This is a genomic window from Streptomyces sp. NPDC047869 (assembly GCF_040704065.1).
Taxonomy (GTDB): Bacteria; Actinomycetota; Actinomycetes; order Streptomycetales; family Streptomycetaceae; genus Streptomyces.
Genome location: NZ_JBEYRK010000023.1, coordinates 35,933 through 51,146 on the forward strand (window position 1 = coordinate 35,933; position 15,214 = coordinate 51,146).

The following is a 15,214-nucleotide window of genomic DNA, read 5'->3' on the forward strand; positions in this document are numbered from 1 at the left end:
GTCGAACGGGTGGTGTGCGCCGGTCAGAAGGGAGCAACGTGAGTTGCTCGCACGCCGTAGGCTGCCCCCTTTTCCCCTTGCTTAGATCGAGCTTGCAGGGGTGGCGCGACTACTACTGCGACAGCGAGGATCATTGGCTCGGTTGCGCGCGCTACGAGATGTCACTCACCGGGGAGCGTGTACCGATCAGTCTGCTGCCCAACGGAGCCCGCGCGCGACACCTCGAGGACGCGGGCGGTGACATGGGCCGGTCTGGCGCCGTCGACCCGGGGCAGGAGCCGCTGCAGGCCCCGCCGCCCCAGCGCCATCCGTGGTCACCGGAGAGTGCGTCCTGGTCGCAGCCCGAACCGGCTCGGCCGCCACAGCCATCAGGACCTGCGGCCGCGGCGTCAGAGGCAGGGATCCGGCTCGGGCCGGCATCTGCGCCGATCTCCGTCTCGGTACACCGACCGTCACCGTCCCCGCAATTTCCCCAGCCTCAGGACCGCCCGTCCCGGCGTGCACGGCAAGGGACCCGCTCGAAGCGCGGCTTGTGGGCCCGATTCACCGAATGGATGGGAGGCCCCGCATGAGCGGCTACTGGCCCTGGTGGGCCGGCGCTGCCGGGCTCGCCTTGATCACCATCAACTACGCCCTCACCACGGACCGGTCCTTCGGGGTGTCGTCCGCGTGGGACCGCGTGCTGCACTGGCGCAGGGAGCGGCGCCTGGAGAGGATGGACGAGGAGTTCACCGACGACCGTGCCCGGGCGGAAGCCCTTGCTGCGGCTACGGCGGAGCACTTCGGCACCGGTCCGGGCGCGCCCGTAGGGCCGCCGGGTGCATACGGGACGTCACAGCCACTCGAAGCCGATACCGATGCCGAGCCGACGGAGACTGAGGACACCCCGGTCGCCGGCCCGGGTCCAGCCCCGTTGGTCACCCAGGCTGCCCTTCTGGTGTCGATCTTCCTCGGCGGGCTGATCGCCGCACTCACCTCGGGCCGGTTCCACCTCCGCTTCGACATGGGACCGGGCTTTCGCAACCTGGTCACTGCCGATCCGATCACCATGCTCGTCCTGCTGTTCGTCGGAGGCGTGCTTGTCGGCTTCGGCACTCGGCTGGCCGGCGGATGCAGCTCCGGCCACGGACTCAACGGCTGCGGTCGCCTGCGCCCGGTCAGCCTCGTTGCGACCGCCGTGTTCTTCGGTACCGCCGTCGCGGTGTCGTTCCTGCTCTGGAAGGTGATCTGATGCGTACTCGGGGCGCAATTCTGCTGGCCAACATCATCACCGGACTGGCTCTCGGCTTCACCGTCTCCAACATCGGCTTCGGCGACTACACCGAACTGAACCGCATGTTCACCTTCCAGGACCTGCGCATGCTCCTCTCCTTCGCCGGTGCCGTCGTGATCATCGTGTGCGCGTTCGCTCTGCTGCGAATCCGCCGCACCCCCGGGCGCATCCACGCCGGCGTGATCCCGGGCGCTGTGCTGTTCGGTACAGGCTGGGCGATCTCCGGCGGGTGCCCGGCAATCCCGATCGTCCAGGTCGCCGGCGGATACCTCCCCGCCTTGGTCACCATCGTCGGCGTCGCCGTCGGCATCAGGCTGTGCCGCTGGGCCAACGCACGCTACTTCCACCTCGACCGCGGCTCCTGCGGTCTGTAACCAGGACGTCAATCGACACGCCCCTGCCAGGGAGCCAACACACCGTCGGCGACTCTCAGGAGGCGGCGCACCACGCCCCCTCTCACGGGCGCCTCGGCCCGGCCTGAGTCAGCTGCGCGCCGAGCTGCCGCGCCATGTCCGACCGTGACGCTGTGCCACGGCACGCTTCCGGGCGCAGCTGCTCCGGCTCGTCGAGGCGGCTGGGCACGAGCAGCCGAGACCGCCGCAGCGGCAGGCACAGCACTGGCAGGGGCGGCGCGAGCCGGGGCCATTCCCCCGATCCGCTCGCGGCCCCACCTGGCGGGCTTTGAGATCGGGCAGAAGTCGCGGGCAGCCGTGTGCTGGAGCCTCGTCCCGGAGCCTGGCCCCGTCGGTCGTGGTTGCGCGCTGAGCTGGACGCACGGGTGGCGCAGGGACTGTTGTGCCGCAGTCGGCAGCGACTCAGTCGTCGGAGTGCTGCCTCTTGCCTTTCCCCCGCCCGTGCTTGTCCCGGCCTCCGTGATCCTGGTCGTCATCGCGTTCCCGCGCGGGCAGCGCGGTGCGGGTCGGAGCGGCAGAGGATACGGCTGGGGACGGTGTCCGGTTTGCGGGTTCGGAGATGACCGTAGCCGGGGTGACCGTCGCCGGGGCGGGCGAGGATGGCGACGAGGGGGCACCATCGCTGGATCGCATCGACGCTCCCAGTGCTGCTGCCGCGGCGAAGAGACCCAAGCCAATGCCGCAGAAAGTGGCTTGGGTGGCCAGTCTGCGGCGGCCGCGCGGGCGGGAATGCGTCGCGCTCCGGGATTGACGGGACCGCGGGCCGGGAGCGGGAGCGGAAGCCATGGGCGGCGCCGATGTGACCGTCACACTGCGGGGTGCGGCCTGGGCCGCCGTCCGGTGAGAGCCGGCGAGCCAGTAGGCCGCCTGCCCAGCGGTGGGCCGGTGGGCAGGGTCCTTGGCCAGCAGGAGCAGCACGTAGTCGGAGAGTTGCTGCGGTATCTCGGGGCGCAGCCGGTTGGGCGGTGCTGGGATGGCGTCGACGTGCTGCTGCACCACGGCCAGGGAGGTCGCGCCGCGGAACGGGGGCCTGCCCGTGAGGAGTTCGTACAGCACGCAGCCGAGGGAGTAGACGTCGGACGCGGGCTGGGCGGCGCGCCCGAGGGCGCGTTCGGGAGCAAGGTAGTCGGCGGTGCCGAGGATCTTCCCGGTGGCGGTCAGAGCGCTGGCCGCTTCGTCGGCGAAGCGGGCGATCCCGAAGTCGGCGATCTTCGCTGTGCGGTCCTCGCTCAGCATCACGTTGGCAGGCTTGATGTCCCGGTGGATCACTCCGCGCTGATGCGCCGCGGCCAGACCAGCTGCCGCCTGAGCAACGATGGCTGCCGCGTCCTGCGGGCTCAGCACACCACGCAGGGACCGTTCCTGTGCGAGAGTCCAGCCGTCGACGAGTTCCATGACGAGGTAGAACTGGTCATAGTGCGAGCCGAAGTCGTACATGCCGACGACGTTGGGGTGGTTGAGCCGACCCGCGGTCTGCGCCTCCAGGCGAAAGCGCTCGGCTTCCGCAGCCGCCTGCGCGAACAGCAACTTGATGGCCACGGGGCGTTCCAGGAGCTGGTCGGCGGCCCGCCACACCTCCCCCATCGCCCCGCGCCCCAGCCGTTCCTGCAACTGATAGCGCTCCGCCAGCAGCCCCTGCACACACACCCCGATCACCACAACGCTCGTAGTTCCACGACCCCCACCCCCCACAAAGGCCGTAACCCTTCGGCCGCAGGTGGCCAGCCGATTGGCAGCGCGGCCGAGCGCAACAGCCCTCGACAGCCCCGCGTACGAGGCAGGCAGACGACGGGGGAACGTACCTGCCTGCTCCTTGTACGCGACTGCTCGCTCAAACGGGAGATAGCGAGCGCCACGGGACCCCTGGGTCCTGGGTCCACTCATACAGCGCCAAGAACACCGGCAGTGTCACAGCCCCGCGCAGCGGCCGCCTGCCGGACGATACGGACAGGGGCGAGTAAGGGCAGGCCCGGTTACGGGGGGAACCAGGCCTGCCCCTGAAGCGCCCGTATGTCTCCCCCCGGAGGCTGGGCGCCATGACCCCGCCCGGGGTCACTCAGGTCAGCGTGCGGCGCGACAGGAGTGTCACGGGTTAATGGGGATGATTGCTGGACCAGCACCTTGATGGAGATGCGCGCCTACAGCCGTCACAGCTTGATCACCCACGCCACACACTGACCTGGGTTTCTTCGACGCAGCATCGTCACCGGCCGCGAGACCGGCAGTCGGTGCTCAACCAGCAGACGGGCGCTGCTGCCGACGGGGACACAGCCATACGACTTAACGCCGAAGCACCCGTCCAACGCGCGCTGGCGCCACGAGCGCCATGAGACGGTAACGGCTCTGGCCCACTTTCCTGGCGCGCTGAACGTCAGGCGGGCTCCCCCATCGCACAGCGCTGTCCGTCGCAAGGGCGCTGTCCGGCTCCACTCAGCCACGAGCGTCTCCTGCTGACCACTGCCGGCGTCGGTTGGGCGGCTTCGGACCGGTGCGCTTCGGCCGCCTGCCCTGCTGTTACAGGGGGCGGTGACCGGCGACAGCGCCGCCTGGATCGTCCAGCAAGGCAATACGGGCGGTGATGCGTTTACCGACCGGTTCCCGCTGCGCTTCGAAGCCCTGGCAGACGGCCATGACGATCTCCAAGCCGTGCTGTCCGACTCGGCCGGCGTCCGCGGCCCGGGCGATGGGCAGCACCGGGTCGGAGTCCCACACCACGACCTCGACCGTGTCCCCGGCAATCCGCAGGTCCAGCAGCACCGGCCCCGGAGCATATTTGCGGGCGTTTGTGACCAGCTCGCTGACCACCAGCTGGGTCAGATCCATGGCACGCTGCGAAACCGGCAGACCGTGGTCGGCCTGCACGCGGGTCAGGAAGTCGGCAGCCAGATGCCGGGCCTGGGCAATGACCGTGCCGTCCCCATCCAAGGCAATGGTGGCCTGCAGCGCCCTCTCGCCCGGTGTGGTGCCGTCCTCACCCACAGGCACTGCTTCCATCGTGGCCACCTTCAATACACCGTTCACACCTCGCGCGGATACCCGCCCCAGCGAGAGTGATACCCGATGCCCCTGTGTTACCTCCGTCTCACCCGGGCATCACCCGATACATACGGGGCAGCGATACACGATGACGGTTGGCTGTGCCAGGATCACCGACATGGCTGAGGAAGAAATGGCGGACACCAAGAAGGCCGAGCGGCTGGAGCAGCTGTCCATCGTGGTCGCCGCCACCGACGGTATCCACGTACTGACCCCGGCTGGCGAGATCGACCATCACACCGGTGACGCGCTCAGCCAGGCACTGGACCTGACCGGCAAGCCCCGGCCCCGCGTCGTCGTGGACCTGCACCAGGTGACGTTCATGGACTCCAGCGGCATCAACGTTCTCATCGCCGCCCACCGCGCCCTCACCGAGGCCGGCGGCTGGCTCCGCCTGGCACGCCCGACAGGTGCAGTGATGCGCACCCTGCAACTCGTCGGCCTCGACACCGTCATCGAGTGCCACGAAACCCTCCACCAAGCGCTGACCAACTGACCTCGCCGGCCGACCTCCATCACGGAACCGACGACCTGTTCGCACCTGGCACCGCAGGCGCAGCCGGCCTTGACGAGGCTCTGCCCGTCTGAGGTGAGCACCTCGGCCTGCCGCTCAGGCGGCGGCCGGGAGGCGGCTGCCCGTGCGGCATATGTCCGACGAGCGAACGCAACTGCCACCCGGTGCCCACCAGCGAACGCAGCTGCCACCCGCTGCCCACCAGCGAGCTCGGCGAGCGCTGGGGCCGGACCCTTCGTAGATTGAAGAGCGAGCCACTGGCAGGGAATGCGTGTGACACCGAAGATCGACTACCCCGGGGTGTTCGCCGCCCTTCCGAGCCCGTGCCTGGTGCTCGGCACGGACCTGGTGATCGCCGACGCCAACCCGGCCTTTTGCGCGGTGACCGGGCGAACCCGCGGCGAGCTGGTCGGGCAGTACCTCTTCGACACTTTCCCGGACAATCCCGCCGAACCCGAAGCCGACGGGGTAGCGACGCTGAAGGACTCACTGCACCGGGTGCTGTCCTCCCGCCAGACGGATCACATGGCGTTGCAGAAGTACGACATCCCGGTCGCTGGCAACCCCGATGCGTTCAAGGAGCGGTGGTGGACCGCGATCAACGTGCCGGTCCTGGGCCCGGACGGAGAGGTCGCCTGGATCATCCACCGGTCGGAGGACATGACCGACGTCGTCCGCGCCCGCCGCACGACCAACCTGCCGTCGGTCAGCCCCGGCCGGGAAGCGGCGATGGAAGCCGAGCTGTACTCCCGGGCACGGCAGCTGCAGCGGCTGAACGAGGAACTGCGGCAAGCCCACGCCCGTGAACGGCGCATCGCCGTCGCCCTGCAAGAAGCCATGCTCCACTCCCCCGATCTCGCCCGGCACCCGGACATCGCCGTGCGCTACCTGCCCGCGACCGGATCACTGAACGTGTGCGGCGACTGGTACGACGCGGTCGACCTGCCCATGGACCGCTTCACGGTCACGGTCGGCGACGTGGTCGGCCACGGGCTGATGGCCGCCACCGTCATGGGCAGGCTCCGCAGCGCGCTGAGCGCCGCCACCCGGGCCGTCTACGGCCCCGCCCAAGCACTGGAAGTCCTGGGGCTGTATGCGCGTTCGGTCGAGGGAGCACTGGCCGCCACCGCGGTCGAGGTCCTCGTGGACTGCCACAGCCACCTGCTCATCTACAGCAGCGCCGGCCACCCCCCACCCGTGCTGCTGCACGCGGACGGCAGCTGTGACCTGCTCGACCAGGCCACCGACCCACCGCTGGGCGTCCGCCCCGAACACGTCCCCCGCCCCCAGGCCACCGCGACCTACACGCCCGGCGACACCCTCATCCTCTACACCGACGGCCTGATCGAACGCCGCGACGAGGACATCGACACCGGCCTCAACCGCCTGACCGACACACTCGCTACCTGCACCGAGTTCAGCGCGGAACACCTCGCCGACGCACTCCTCGCCCGCCTCAACCTCACTAGCGGCGCCAACGACGACATCGCCATGGTCGTTGTCCGCCTGGACCGACCGGCCCAACCGTGCTGACCGGCTCAACGTAGGCATCGGTGAAGCGGGCGGCAGGCACAGTGCGGTCATAGCGCAGGACATCCCAGAGCAGAGCCATAATGAACGTTTCGCGTCCCCTACCGCTCACTGGCAGATCCTGCTCGGCCAACGTGCCACCGAGATCGAGACGGCCAGAACGCTTTACACCAAGGCCGCACTGCGCCTGGACGCCGGCAACCCGTTCCCCGAACCGAGACGGCAATGGCCAAGTTCCATGCCACCCGCTCTCCGTCGACATGGCACGCGACGCCGTCCAGGCATTCGGTGGCCTGGGTTTCGCCCGTGAGCTCGGCGCCGACGACCGGCCCTGCCCCATCGGGGCGATCCACCACGACAGCAAGATCGGCGAGATGTATGAAGGTAACGAGATCCGGAAGTGCGTCGTGTCGAGGGGCAGCTGGCCTGCTCAACCCCGTATATCGGCCGCGACAATGGGAAGCCGGAGTGAGCCCCCTTTGAAGTCAAGAGGAGGGAGTCCACGATGAGCCAGGTCAAAAAGAGCTGGTCGGATCTTTCGCAGTCGTCGCGTGTGGTCACCTCTGCGCTCCGCCGCTTGCCCGGAGCCGAGCAGGTGAGCAGGGTCGCCGACGGCGCGCTGGACCGGATAGGCACGGTCTCTCCGGCAGGCCGCCGTATGGCGGTCTATACCGGGGCCGCAGTGCTTGGTGCGGCCGGGGTCGTGGAATGGCCGGTCGCTCTCACCGGCGCAGCCGTCGCCTGGCTGACCCAGCCGCGGCCCGATCAACCAGCGCAGCCTTCAGTGGGAACAGAGATGGCAAGCGGGACGACGCCGGAGCGCGAGGCGTACGTAGAGGCCGGGCCAGGCTTGCCCCTGGCGAAACCCACCGGCGCGACGTCATATCGCTCTGGTGCCGGCGACAGGTTCCCACTCTCCCACTTCCGTCACCCCGAGGGTCACGTGCATGAACAGCCCGCCAAGGTCGGGGACGCCGCCACGAGCTGGGGGCTCAAGCAGGTTGCGGAGGCATCCGCGCACCACCACAGCACGGCTTCGCCGGAAAGCCACCGCTCACGCAGCCATGCCCGGTAGCTGGACCGGGCTCTGACTGCACGCGTGAGGAACGTCGCCGACATCCGCGCGGCGTTCCTCACGCGGTATGGGCTGTCCTACTGATTGGGCCCGGCGGCGCTGATGTCGCACATTGCCGAGCGTTCATCGCGTTCGATCGCCAGGTCGCCGATGGAGACGAGGCCCACGGCGTCGCCCTCCTCGACGACCGGAAGACGGCGGAGGGAATGCTCACGCATGAGCACGACCGCCCGGTCGAGGTCCTCGTCCGGCGTGATGGTGACAAGATCGTCGCTGCAGGCAGAAGCCACGGTCTTCTCGCCGGGGTCGCCGTCTTCCGCGAGCGCGGCCACGGTCGGCGTCGCCGTCCTAGTCGCGGTGGTCGGCTCCCACGTCGGCGCCACCTCCCTTCATGACTTCCGGATCGCCTGGTGCACAGCCGCCGTACTGGGCCTGGCGACGTCAGCGATCGGTGTGCACCTCAGCCGTGGCGACGGCCCCGACCAGACGGCGTCCGCCGCACCGCGGAAGCCCTAAGCGGATCCGCAGGCTCTGGCACACGCGCCCTGACCGACTTCCTTTCCTTCCGTTGACGGCAGCTGAAGGGAGTGCCGACGTTCGGACGCCGCCCACTGCGCTGCCGTCAAGCGCCGCATACGCTGGGAATACGCGTCGCCTTCAAGATCCCGGGAGGTGTGTCGTGACCCACGCCCATCGCTTCCACCTGGATGTGGAAGGTCACTCCGTCACGGTGCAAACACGCCATGGCGCACGCGAGACCGAGCTGCTCGTGGACGGCAAGGTGGTCGACTACCTCCACGCTCGTACAGGGCACCGCGAACCCACGACCGCACTCACTGCCGAGCTGCCCGGCGATCCGCCGCAGTCCTTCCGCATCACTCTCCGTTTCGGCGAGGCCCCTGCGTATCCCGCCGTCTGCCTGATGGAGTTCGCCGGACGCAGCCACCCTATGCCTGCAATCCCACTAGCCCAGGACGACACCACCCCGTCCGGCATGACCCGGCCCTCATTGCGTTCGACGCGCAGGCTTGTCCGTAGCCTGCTGCGACGCACGCACCGCCGGTGATCGACCCGGAGGCCCGGGCCGTCTACCCCCAAGCAGAGGCGACTTCACAGCCTGTGAAACCGGCGCCGATCACCAGCACTCGGGACGGGCCGGCGGCCAGTCTCCGGTTCAGGCGTGCGGAGTCGTCGCGGGGCCGCGGGACGAATACCCCTTGCAGCTCCGCCTGTTCGGAGTGGGACCAGGGTCGCGGTCTGGTCCCGGTGGCGATCAGCGTGCGGTCGTAGCCGACGGTGTCCCCGTTCGCCAGACGTACATGCTTGGCGTCCCGGTCCAGGCCCTCGGCGGGCACGCCCAGACGCCATTCGGCGTCGACGTCGCGCCGCCGTGGTAGCTCTGTGTCCTCGGCTCGCGCCCGCCCCAGCAGCACCTGCTGGGACAGCGGGGGCCGGTCGTAGGGCTCGTACGGTTCGTCACCGATCATGGTCAGGGAGTCGTTGAAGCCTTTCTCGCGCAGGGTCTCCGCGGCGCGCAGGCCCGCCAGGGATGCGCCCACGACCACGATCCGACCGTCTCTGCGCAGGGCTGCGACGTCGGTGTCCGCCGACATGGGACTACATCCCCTTCGTCGGCTTGTCGGAATGGTCGACGAGGATGGCCTGGACCGGATCGGCAGCCGCGGCCGCTTCGACCCCGTCACGCAGCCCCTCGTCGAAGCGGGGAGAGAGCAGCAGCCCCTCATCGCCGTGTCACGCCATGCCCAAGTGGCTCGCAAGGCGAGCGGTTCGGGGCCCTGAGGCCCTTCTACGGGAGTTCCTGCGAACCCGCCGTACGACGAAACGCACCCCGATCGAGCCGGGGCTCTCTGCGCGGCCCTGGATTGGCGCGGCGGGCATGCAGAACAGAGTGGACGATCCACTGCCGGGAATCCTTCCGGATCCGGGCGTAGCGTGAGAAGACAGGGGACTCATCTGCACTCAGCGGGGAGCGCTGCGTCTCGTGATCATGACCACGAGCCTCAGTGCCGACCCGGTCATCCTGAGTAAGCGAATCAAGGCCTTTGGAAAGCGACGCCGGAGACAGTCCGGGTCATGAGGATGCCAGCCACGGCATCGCGTCGGACTTCTCGAGGGCTGAGAGACGAGGGGCCGCTTATGCATCGATCCATGCGCGCGCTCGTGGCCGTGAAGGCTGGCGAGCCCACTGATGTCCTGCGCCCGGAATCCCGGCCTGTTCCGACGCCGCAAGCTGGTCAGGCGCTGATCCGGGTGAAGGCGACTCCGATTCACGCCAGTGATCTGCACGTGCTGCGCGGCCGCTACGGCTTCTCCGCCGCGTTCCCGGCTGTCGGGGGTGCCATGGAGTGCGTGGGCCGTGTCGCGGCCCTGGGCCCGGACACCGCAGCACCGACGGTCGGCGAGCGCGTAGTGGTCGCCGCGGTCCCGGCGATACCCGGGCCCCCGGTGGCCGGCACGTGGCAGGAGTACCTCGTCGCCGACACGCAACGGCTCCTCCCGGTCTCGGACGACCTCAGCGACTCCAGCGCCTGCCAGCTGGCCGTCAACCCGTTGACCGCCCTGCTCCTCGTGACGCGCGAACTCGACGTACAGCCGGGCGAATGGCTGCTGCAGACGGCCGCAGGCTCCACCGTCGGCCGGCTCGTCATCCAGCTGTGCAGGCATCTGGGTGTCCGCACGATCAACGTGGTGCGGCGACGCGCCGCCGTCGAGGAGATCAGGGCGCTCGGTGGGGACGAGGTCATCTGCACTGAGGACGAGGACCTGCTGCAGCGCGTCGCCGAGACGGCGGGGCCGACCGGCGTGCGAAAGGCCGTCGACTGTGTCGCTGGCGCGGTGGGCGCCCAGGTGTCCCAGGCACTGGCTCCGGGCGGGGAGGTCGTGGTCTACGGCGCGCTCTCAACCCACCGGCAGAGCGACCCCTCGGCACTGACGATTCCGCTCCAGGCACGCTCACTCATCTACGAGACCAAGACGGTCCGGGGCTTCTGGCTGAACCGCTGGTTCGGCGCCGCCTCGCCCGAGGACGTGCTGCGTGCGCTGTCCCAGGTGCGCGGTCTCGTCGCCGACGGGGTCCTGAGCATCCCCAGGGGCCAGCCGTTCCCGCTCGAACGCTTCCCCGAGGCCGTCGCGCTCGCCGAGGCACCCGCGCACGGCACCAAGCCGCTGTTCGTCTTCGAAGACGGCCGGAACGAGGACAACGGGTAGGAAGCCGCCCTGCCGAGGATCGGCGTCCACGCCGGTTTCGTGGAGACGGATCTCAGCTCCTTTACGAACTCACCGAAGATCAGCGTGGAGGATGTCGCGGAACAGACCATGGACGCTCTGGCGAACGACCGGGTTGAAGTCCTTGCCGGCGAGCGGACCAGGCAGGTCAAGCACGCTCTGTCGCAACCGGTCGAACGGTGAGAAGACGTCGGCTCAACCTGGAAGGGCCGCTCGCGCCTGATGACGGTGACGGTCTCGTCGAGCAGCGCGCAGCCTTTCGGCGCGCAGCAGCACGTGACCGTCTGCGGATACACGATCGTCTACCTCGCTCAACTGCTCCACGGACACGAGGCGGGGATGTCAGGAGAGCCAGTCGGCGTAGCGGGTGGGGGCGAGGCGCGCGTTCTTGTCGGTGAGGACGTCGCCCTTGACGACGGCGAACATGCCGGCGGTGGGGTCGGTGACGACGGTACGGGTGTCGCCCTTGTGGGACATGGTCATCCGGCCCAGCTCGTCCAGGGGGAAGGCCTCGGGTCCTGCGATGTTGCGGATGCCGTTCAGCGGCGCACCGACGGCGACCTCCGCCACCGCGTCGGCTACGTCCTTGGAAGCGATGGGCTGGATGGGCGTGGCCGGCAGCCGGACGGTGTCGGCGTCGGCGGTCCAGGACAGGACTGCGTCCATGAAGTCCATGAACTGCGTGGCCCGCACGATCGAGTAGGGGATCGGCCCCGCCATGAGGATCTTCTCCTGGAGCACCTTGGCGCGGTAGTAGTCGAGCTCCGGCACCTGGTCCGCGCCGACGATCGAGAGGATGACGAAGTGGCCGACGCCGCCCTTCTGAGCCGCGGCCAAGAGGTTGTCCATCGAGGTCTGGAAAAAGGCGAGCGAGGCTTCGTCGAAGGTCGGGGAGTTGGTCAGGTTGACAACGGCGTCGGCTCCCGCCACCGCCTCGTCCAGACCCTGTCCGCCGATGATGTCGACTCCGGTCGACTTCGAGTGGGGTACGGCCTCGTGTCCGGCGGCGTTCAGGTTCCTTACGACCTGCGAACCGATCAGACCGGTACCGCCGATGACTGCGATCTTCATGACGTTCCTCTCTGCGGGAATACTGCGTAACACGGCATATGCAACGCTATGCGGTCGGGGCATGAAACGGCTCGCTGACCCACCGAGTTCACTGGTCGCCAGGTTCGCTGATCGACCGAGCGACAGTCCCGGTTCGCCGCTGCGGCCCGCCGGTGCTCGCGCGGGATACCGAGGGCACCGCAGCGCTGCTCACCTCAGGCGGACCGGCGCTCGCGGGACGGGGCCGAGAACGTGGTCAGCGCCGCGAGCACTTCCTGGGGCGCCTCCTCGGCCACCCAGTGGCCGGTGCCCGCGATGACTGCGCTCCGAACGTCGCGGGCGACGAGTCTCATGGTGTCGGCGACACCCTCGCCGAGGCCGCCGGCGCCGCCGATTGCCAGTGGGGCGGTCTGATGCAGGGCCTGATCAGTCAAGTACATGCCATTCATCCCGGTCGCCCTCAGCTCCGTGAAGCCATTGGAGCTGACGTCGGGGGCACTGCCGGCGCAGCTGGAGGAGCGGGAGATCACCGGGCAGGCGGAAGGGCTCGGGAGAGGGTCGTGGGGCTGCCCACATGGCTGGACGCGTTCGACACCGCCGCCGAGGAGAACCGGGTCACTTGCAAGACGCTGCTGGAGCTGCTCCGTCCGCCACTGCCCGTGCCGCCGGCCGCAAAGCTGACGGGCCATAGTGAGGGAGCCTGGCTGGGACCGAGCAGGTGTTACGCACCCTGTCACGGCCGCAGCCCCTCCGGCGGGCCGCAAGCAGCCCTTCTCAGCCCAACCGAAAGCCCAAACCGGGCATCACCTCAGATGCCGTCCTCTGGGCCGCTCGGTCGCGCCGATGAGCGGACACGTCGTTCTGCCAGCCCGCTGAGAAAACCCGTTGCGAGTGACCCGCATCGGATGTCTGATTGATCGGCCACCGATCAGGGGAGGGAACATGAGGACATCGCTGCCCGCCCCGTCGTTGCACACCGCTCGCCTTCGACTGCGTGCCTTCGAAGACGCGGATGCGAACGACCTCTTCGCACTGCACAGCAGCGCCTACGTGCTGCGCTACTGGGACTCGCCCCCGTGGAGCGAAAGCGTGCGCGCCGAGAAGTTCATCACGGCTTGCCGACAGATGGCACAGGAGGGCACCGGGGCGCGGCTGGCCGTGGACCGTGTCTCCGACGGGGCGTTCATCGGCTGGTGCAGCCTGAACAGGTGGAATCCGGACTACCGCAGCGCGTCGCTCGGCTACTGTTTCGACGATGCAGCGTGGGGCCACGGCTACGCGACCGAGGCCGCGCGCGCTCTGCTGCGGTGGGCATTCGACACGCTGGACCTAAATCGCGTCCAAGCGGAGACCGATACTCGCAACGTGGCTTCTGCCCGTGTGCTGGAGAAGCTCGGCTTCGTGCGTGAAGGGACGTTGCGGGAAGACTGCGTCGTCAACGGCGAGGTCTCCGACTCGTGGGTCTACGGGCTGATCAGGCGGGAGTGGCAGCCGTCGTCCGAGCCGGTTCCCGCCCACTGAGTTTCGTCCTCGGCACCCGGTATCGGCTGACGCCAAACAAATGATCACTGCGCCTCAGCCACACACATCAGCGAACCGGACAATGACTTACATGCCGGCCTCTCAACGATGTGGGTGTCTGCCGGAATCCGGAGGCGACCTCATGGTGGCGTGCGGGCACCGTGCTCGGGCCGACGCGGACGTAGAACTCCGCGCGCTGTCCGTTGCGCTGGGCGTACATCTCTCGTGATCACCCCTCGTGGTGAACAGCCCGCCGCCGGAAACACCGCTTGGTAACGCTGACGGCGACCGGCGACGTGCTCGTACTGCGAGCGCTGACCGCCACACTCACGGTACGGGCCTGGCTCTGATCAGCCCGCTGAACCGCCGATGCGAAAGAAGACCACCCACCAGCCTTCGGTGAGAACGCGCAAGGGTCGTTCGGCCGGGCCGGGCTCCCATCTGCTCCGCAAGCGCGTCCGGCTCTACTCGTCAAGCAGAGGCCGGACCGCATCATCAGGGACCCCGAAGCCTTCTGGGAACCCTTCCAGGAACTCTCGCCGCGCGGGCCGGACTCGGCTTCGGCCATCGCCCCGAGCAGGTCGATCAATTCGCTCCGCTGGTCGCTCGACACGTGAGCCGGAACCCGAGTTTCGACAGCGCTGCGCTTTCCTTGCCGGGGCGAGTGCGGCCGTCGCTTGCCCCTGGCCACGGTCGTTCACCCTTAAGGAAGGACGTCGAAGGCCTCCCCCTTTCTTGCGCACGTCCCGTGTGATCCGGTCAGGACCTGGGCTCGTCCGGCTTCGGCTTCCGTTTAACGTCGGTCACCTTCACGTTGTCCATCTCCGAAGCCCCGAACGCTTCGACTGTCACCCCGCTTCTGGCGCCGGTGACCTCCAAAGCCAAGTGGTCGCTCATGAAGCGCAGGTCGAGCCTTGCCACTGGCGCGCCCGCACGGTTCGGCATCTGGTGAATCCGCGACGCCGGGTAGCCCAGGCTCGTCAGCTTCTTGTGCATCGTCTGGTAGCTGGTCGTCTTCGTGTTCTTGAACGCCTCGCTGACGCGCTTTGCGTGCTCGCTGCCGCTGCACTTCTCGATATCGGTCAGCGGCACGTCCATGAGCGACTTGGGCTTGGCGGGAGAAGGGGTCGACTCCGGCGGCTCGGGAGCACCCGAAGGAAGTCGAACAGGTATGTCGCCGTCGGCGTTCGCGACACCTGGCGGAGTCTCGCCCGGCCCGTATCTCGGTGCAGGCGCTCCCTCCCAACCGGGCAGGTCCTCCGGCTTGGGCGCGACATCATCAGCCTTGTCGTTGGGAGCGTCCGGGACGCAGTGCAGCGTGACGCGGTTGATCAGCTCAAGGAACCGCGTCTCCGGATCGCTTTGCGGAGCATCCAGCAGGGTTGTCGCCGAGACCGCGCTGCCTGCGGGGGTGTGTTCGGCGGCGTTCTGAGTGCCGCAGCCGGAGAGGACCATGCAGCCGAGCGCGGCCACCAGAACAGGCTTCGAGAGGGATGTCGATCGCATACACGCAACATGCAGGAAGCCGATCACTGCCCACATGAGTACCCATACTC

The 15,214-nt window shown here is 68.5% G+C and carries 14 protein-coding genes and 2 pseudogenes; 9 read left to right on the forward strand and 7 right to left on the reverse strand.

Annotated elements, in window-relative coordinates; genetic code table 11:
• Positions 1–568 precede the first annotated feature (568 nt).
• Both AB0924_RS26350 and AB0924_RS26355 read left to right on the forward strand, forming a co-directional pair.
• A complete protein-coding gene (locus AB0924_RS26350; protein WP_366912695.1) occupies positions 569–1,231 on the forward strand; it encodes a YeeE/YedE thiosulfate transporter family protein in 663 nt (220 codons plus the stop codon).
• Positions 1,231–1,647: a YeeE/YedE thiosulfate transporter family protein gene (locus AB0924_RS26355; protein WP_358938415.1), complete on the forward strand. Its 417-nt coding sequence runs from the start codon at positions 1,231–1,233 to the stop codon at positions 1,645–1,647. Before AB0924_RS26350 ends, AB0924_RS26355 begins: the two co-directional genes overlap by 1 nt.
• 441 nt (positions 1,648–2,088) lie before the next feature.
• Here AB0924_RS26355 and AB0924_RS26360 read toward each other — a convergent pair whose 3' ends face one another.
• Positions 2,089–3,345 (reverse strand): serine/threonine-protein kinase, encoded by a 1,257-nt coding sequence (locus AB0924_RS26360; protein ID WP_366912696.1) that lies wholly within the window; start codon positions 3,343–3,345, stop codon positions 2,089–2,091.
• Between the two features lie 855 nt (positions 3,346–4,200).
• Positions 4,201–4,680: an ATP-binding protein gene (locus tag AB0924_RS26365; RefSeq protein ID WP_366912697.1), complete on the reverse strand. Its 480-nt coding sequence runs from the start codon at positions 4,678–4,680 to the stop codon at positions 4,201–4,203.
• Between the two features lie 160 nt (positions 4,681–4,840).
• On the opposite strand from AB0924_RS26365, the gene AB0924_RS26370 reads away from it, so the two are divergent.
• The 3 genes from AB0924_RS26370 (at position 4,841) to AB0924_RS26380 (ending at position 7,841) form a co-directional block, all read left to right on the forward strand.
• Positions 4,841–5,218, forward strand: a complete 378-nt coding sequence (locus AB0924_RS26370) for an STAS domain-containing protein (RefSeq protein ID WP_366912698.1) — start codon at positions 4,841–4,843, stop codon at positions 5,216–5,218.
• 291 nt (positions 5,219–5,509) lie between these two features.
• Complete coding sequence (locus AB0924_RS26375; RefSeq protein ID WP_358938407.1) at positions 5,510–6,769, forward strand: SpoIIE family protein phosphatase; 1,260 nt, start codon at positions 5,510–5,512, stop codon at positions 6,767–6,769.
• A 502-nt stretch (positions 6,770–7,271) separates the two neighbouring features.
• Positions 7,272–7,841 (forward strand): hypothetical protein, encoded by a 570-nt coding sequence (locus AB0924_RS26380; protein WP_366912699.1) that lies wholly within the window; start codon positions 7,272–7,274, stop codon positions 7,839–7,841.
• A gap of 77 nt (positions 7,842–7,918) precedes the next feature.
• Here the strand turns inward: AB0924_RS26380 and AB0924_RS26385 are convergent.
• Positions 7,919–8,173: pseudogene (locus tag AB0924_RS26385) on the reverse strand (CBS domain-containing protein); the annotation flags it as partial.
• Positions 8,174–8,520: 347 nt separating this feature from the next.
• On the opposite strand from AB0924_RS26385, the gene AB0924_RS26390 reads away from it, so the two are divergent.
• Positions 8,521–8,907: a hypothetical protein gene (locus AB0924_RS26390; protein ID WP_366912700.1), complete on the forward strand. Its 387-nt coding sequence runs from the start codon at positions 8,521–8,523 to the stop codon at positions 8,905–8,907.
• Positions 8,908–8,938: 31 nt separating this feature from the next.
• Here the strand turns inward: AB0924_RS26390 and AB0924_RS26395 are convergent.
• Positions 8,939–9,454, reverse strand: a pseudogene (locus AB0924_RS26395) (FAD/NAD(P)-binding oxidoreductase); the annotation flags it as partial.
• Positions 9,455–10,010: 556 nt separating this feature from the next.
• Here AB0924_RS26395 and AB0924_RS26400 point away from each other — a divergent pair.
• On the forward strand, positions 10,011–11,069 hold the full coding sequence (locus AB0924_RS26400; protein ID WP_366912701.1) for a zinc-dependent alcohol dehydrogenase family protein: 1,059 nt from the start codon (positions 10,011–10,013) through the stop codon (positions 11,067–11,069).
• A 39-nt stretch (positions 11,070–11,108) separates the two neighbouring features.
• On the forward strand, positions 11,109–11,270 hold the full coding sequence (locus AB0924_RS26405; RefSeq protein ID WP_366912702.1) for a hypothetical protein: 162 nt from the start codon (positions 11,109–11,111) through the stop codon (positions 11,268–11,270).
• 159 nt (positions 11,271–11,429) lie between these two features.
• On the opposite strand, the gene AB0924_RS26410 is transcribed toward AB0924_RS26405, so the two are convergent.
• Together AB0924_RS26410 and AB0924_RS26415 are read right to left on the reverse strand one after the other, a co-directional pair.
• On the reverse strand, positions 11,430–12,158 hold the full coding sequence (locus tag AB0924_RS26410; protein WP_366912703.1) for an SDR family oxidoreductase: 729 nt from the start codon (positions 12,156–12,158) through the stop codon (positions 11,430–11,432).
• Positions 12,159–12,352: 194 nt separating this feature from the next.
• Positions 12,353–12,577 carry a hypothetical protein gene (locus AB0924_RS26415; protein WP_358938395.1) on the reverse strand — a complete coding sequence of 75 codons (225 nt, stop codon included), beginning with the start codon at positions 12,575–12,577 and terminating at the stop codon, positions 12,353–12,355.
• Between the two features lie 502 nt (positions 12,578–13,079).
• Here AB0924_RS26415 and AB0924_RS26420 point away from each other — a divergent pair.
• Positions 13,080–13,658 (forward strand): GNAT family N-acetyltransferase, encoded by a 579-nt coding sequence (locus AB0924_RS26420; RefSeq protein WP_358938393.1) that lies wholly within the window; start codon positions 13,080–13,082, stop codon positions 13,656–13,658.
• A 759-nt stretch (positions 13,659–14,417) separates the two neighbouring features.
• Here the strand turns inward: AB0924_RS26420 and AB0924_RS26425 are convergent.
• On the reverse strand, positions 14,418–15,200 hold the full coding sequence (locus tag AB0924_RS26425) for a hypothetical protein (protein WP_358938391.1): 783 nt from the start codon (positions 15,198–15,200) through the stop codon (positions 14,418–14,420).
• Positions 15,201–15,214 lie beyond the last annotated feature (14 nt).

Excerpts from the sequence above, each read along its gene's own strand:
- AB0924_RS26350 (WP_366912695.1), top strand. The coding sequence starts at position 569 with ATGAGCGGCTACTGGCCCTGGTGGGCCGGCGCTGCCGGGCTCGCCTTG.
- AB0924_RS26355 (WP_358938415.1), top strand. The coding sequence starts at position 1,231 with ATGCGTACTCGGGGCGCAATTCTGCTGGCCAACATCATCACCGGACTG.
- AB0924_RS26365 (WP_366912697.1), bottom strand. The coding sequence starts at position 4,680 with ATGGAAGCAGTGCCTGTGGGTGAGGACGGCACCACACCGGGCGAGAGG.
- AB0924_RS26370 (WP_366912698.1), top strand. The coding sequence starts at position 4,841 with ATGGCTGAGGAAGAAATGGCGGACACCAAGAAGGCCGAGCGGCTGGAG.
- AB0924_RS26380 (WP_366912699.1), top strand. The coding sequence starts at position 7,272 with ATGAGCCAGGTCAAAAAGAGCTGGTCGGATCTTTCGCAGTCGTCGCGT.
- AB0924_RS26400 (WP_366912701.1), top strand. The coding sequence starts at position 10,011 with ATGCGCGCGCTCGTGGCCGTGAAGGCTGGCGAGCCCACTGATGTCCTG.
- AB0924_RS26410 (WP_366912703.1), bottom strand. The coding sequence starts at position 12,158 with ATGAAGATCGCAGTCATCGGCGGTACCGGTCTGATCGGTTCGCAGGTC.
- AB0924_RS26415 (WP_358938395.1), bottom strand. The coding sequence starts at position 12,577 with ATGTACTTGACTGATCAGGCCCTGCATCAGACCGCCCCACTGGCAATC.
- AB0924_RS26420 (WP_358938393.1), top strand. The coding sequence starts at position 13,080 with ATGAGGACATCGCTGCCCGCCCCGTCGTTGCACACCGCTCGCCTTCGA.
- AB0924_RS26425 (WP_358938391.1), bottom strand. The coding sequence starts at position 15,200 with ATGTGGGCAGTGATCGGCTTCCTGCATGTTGCGTGTATGCGATCGACA.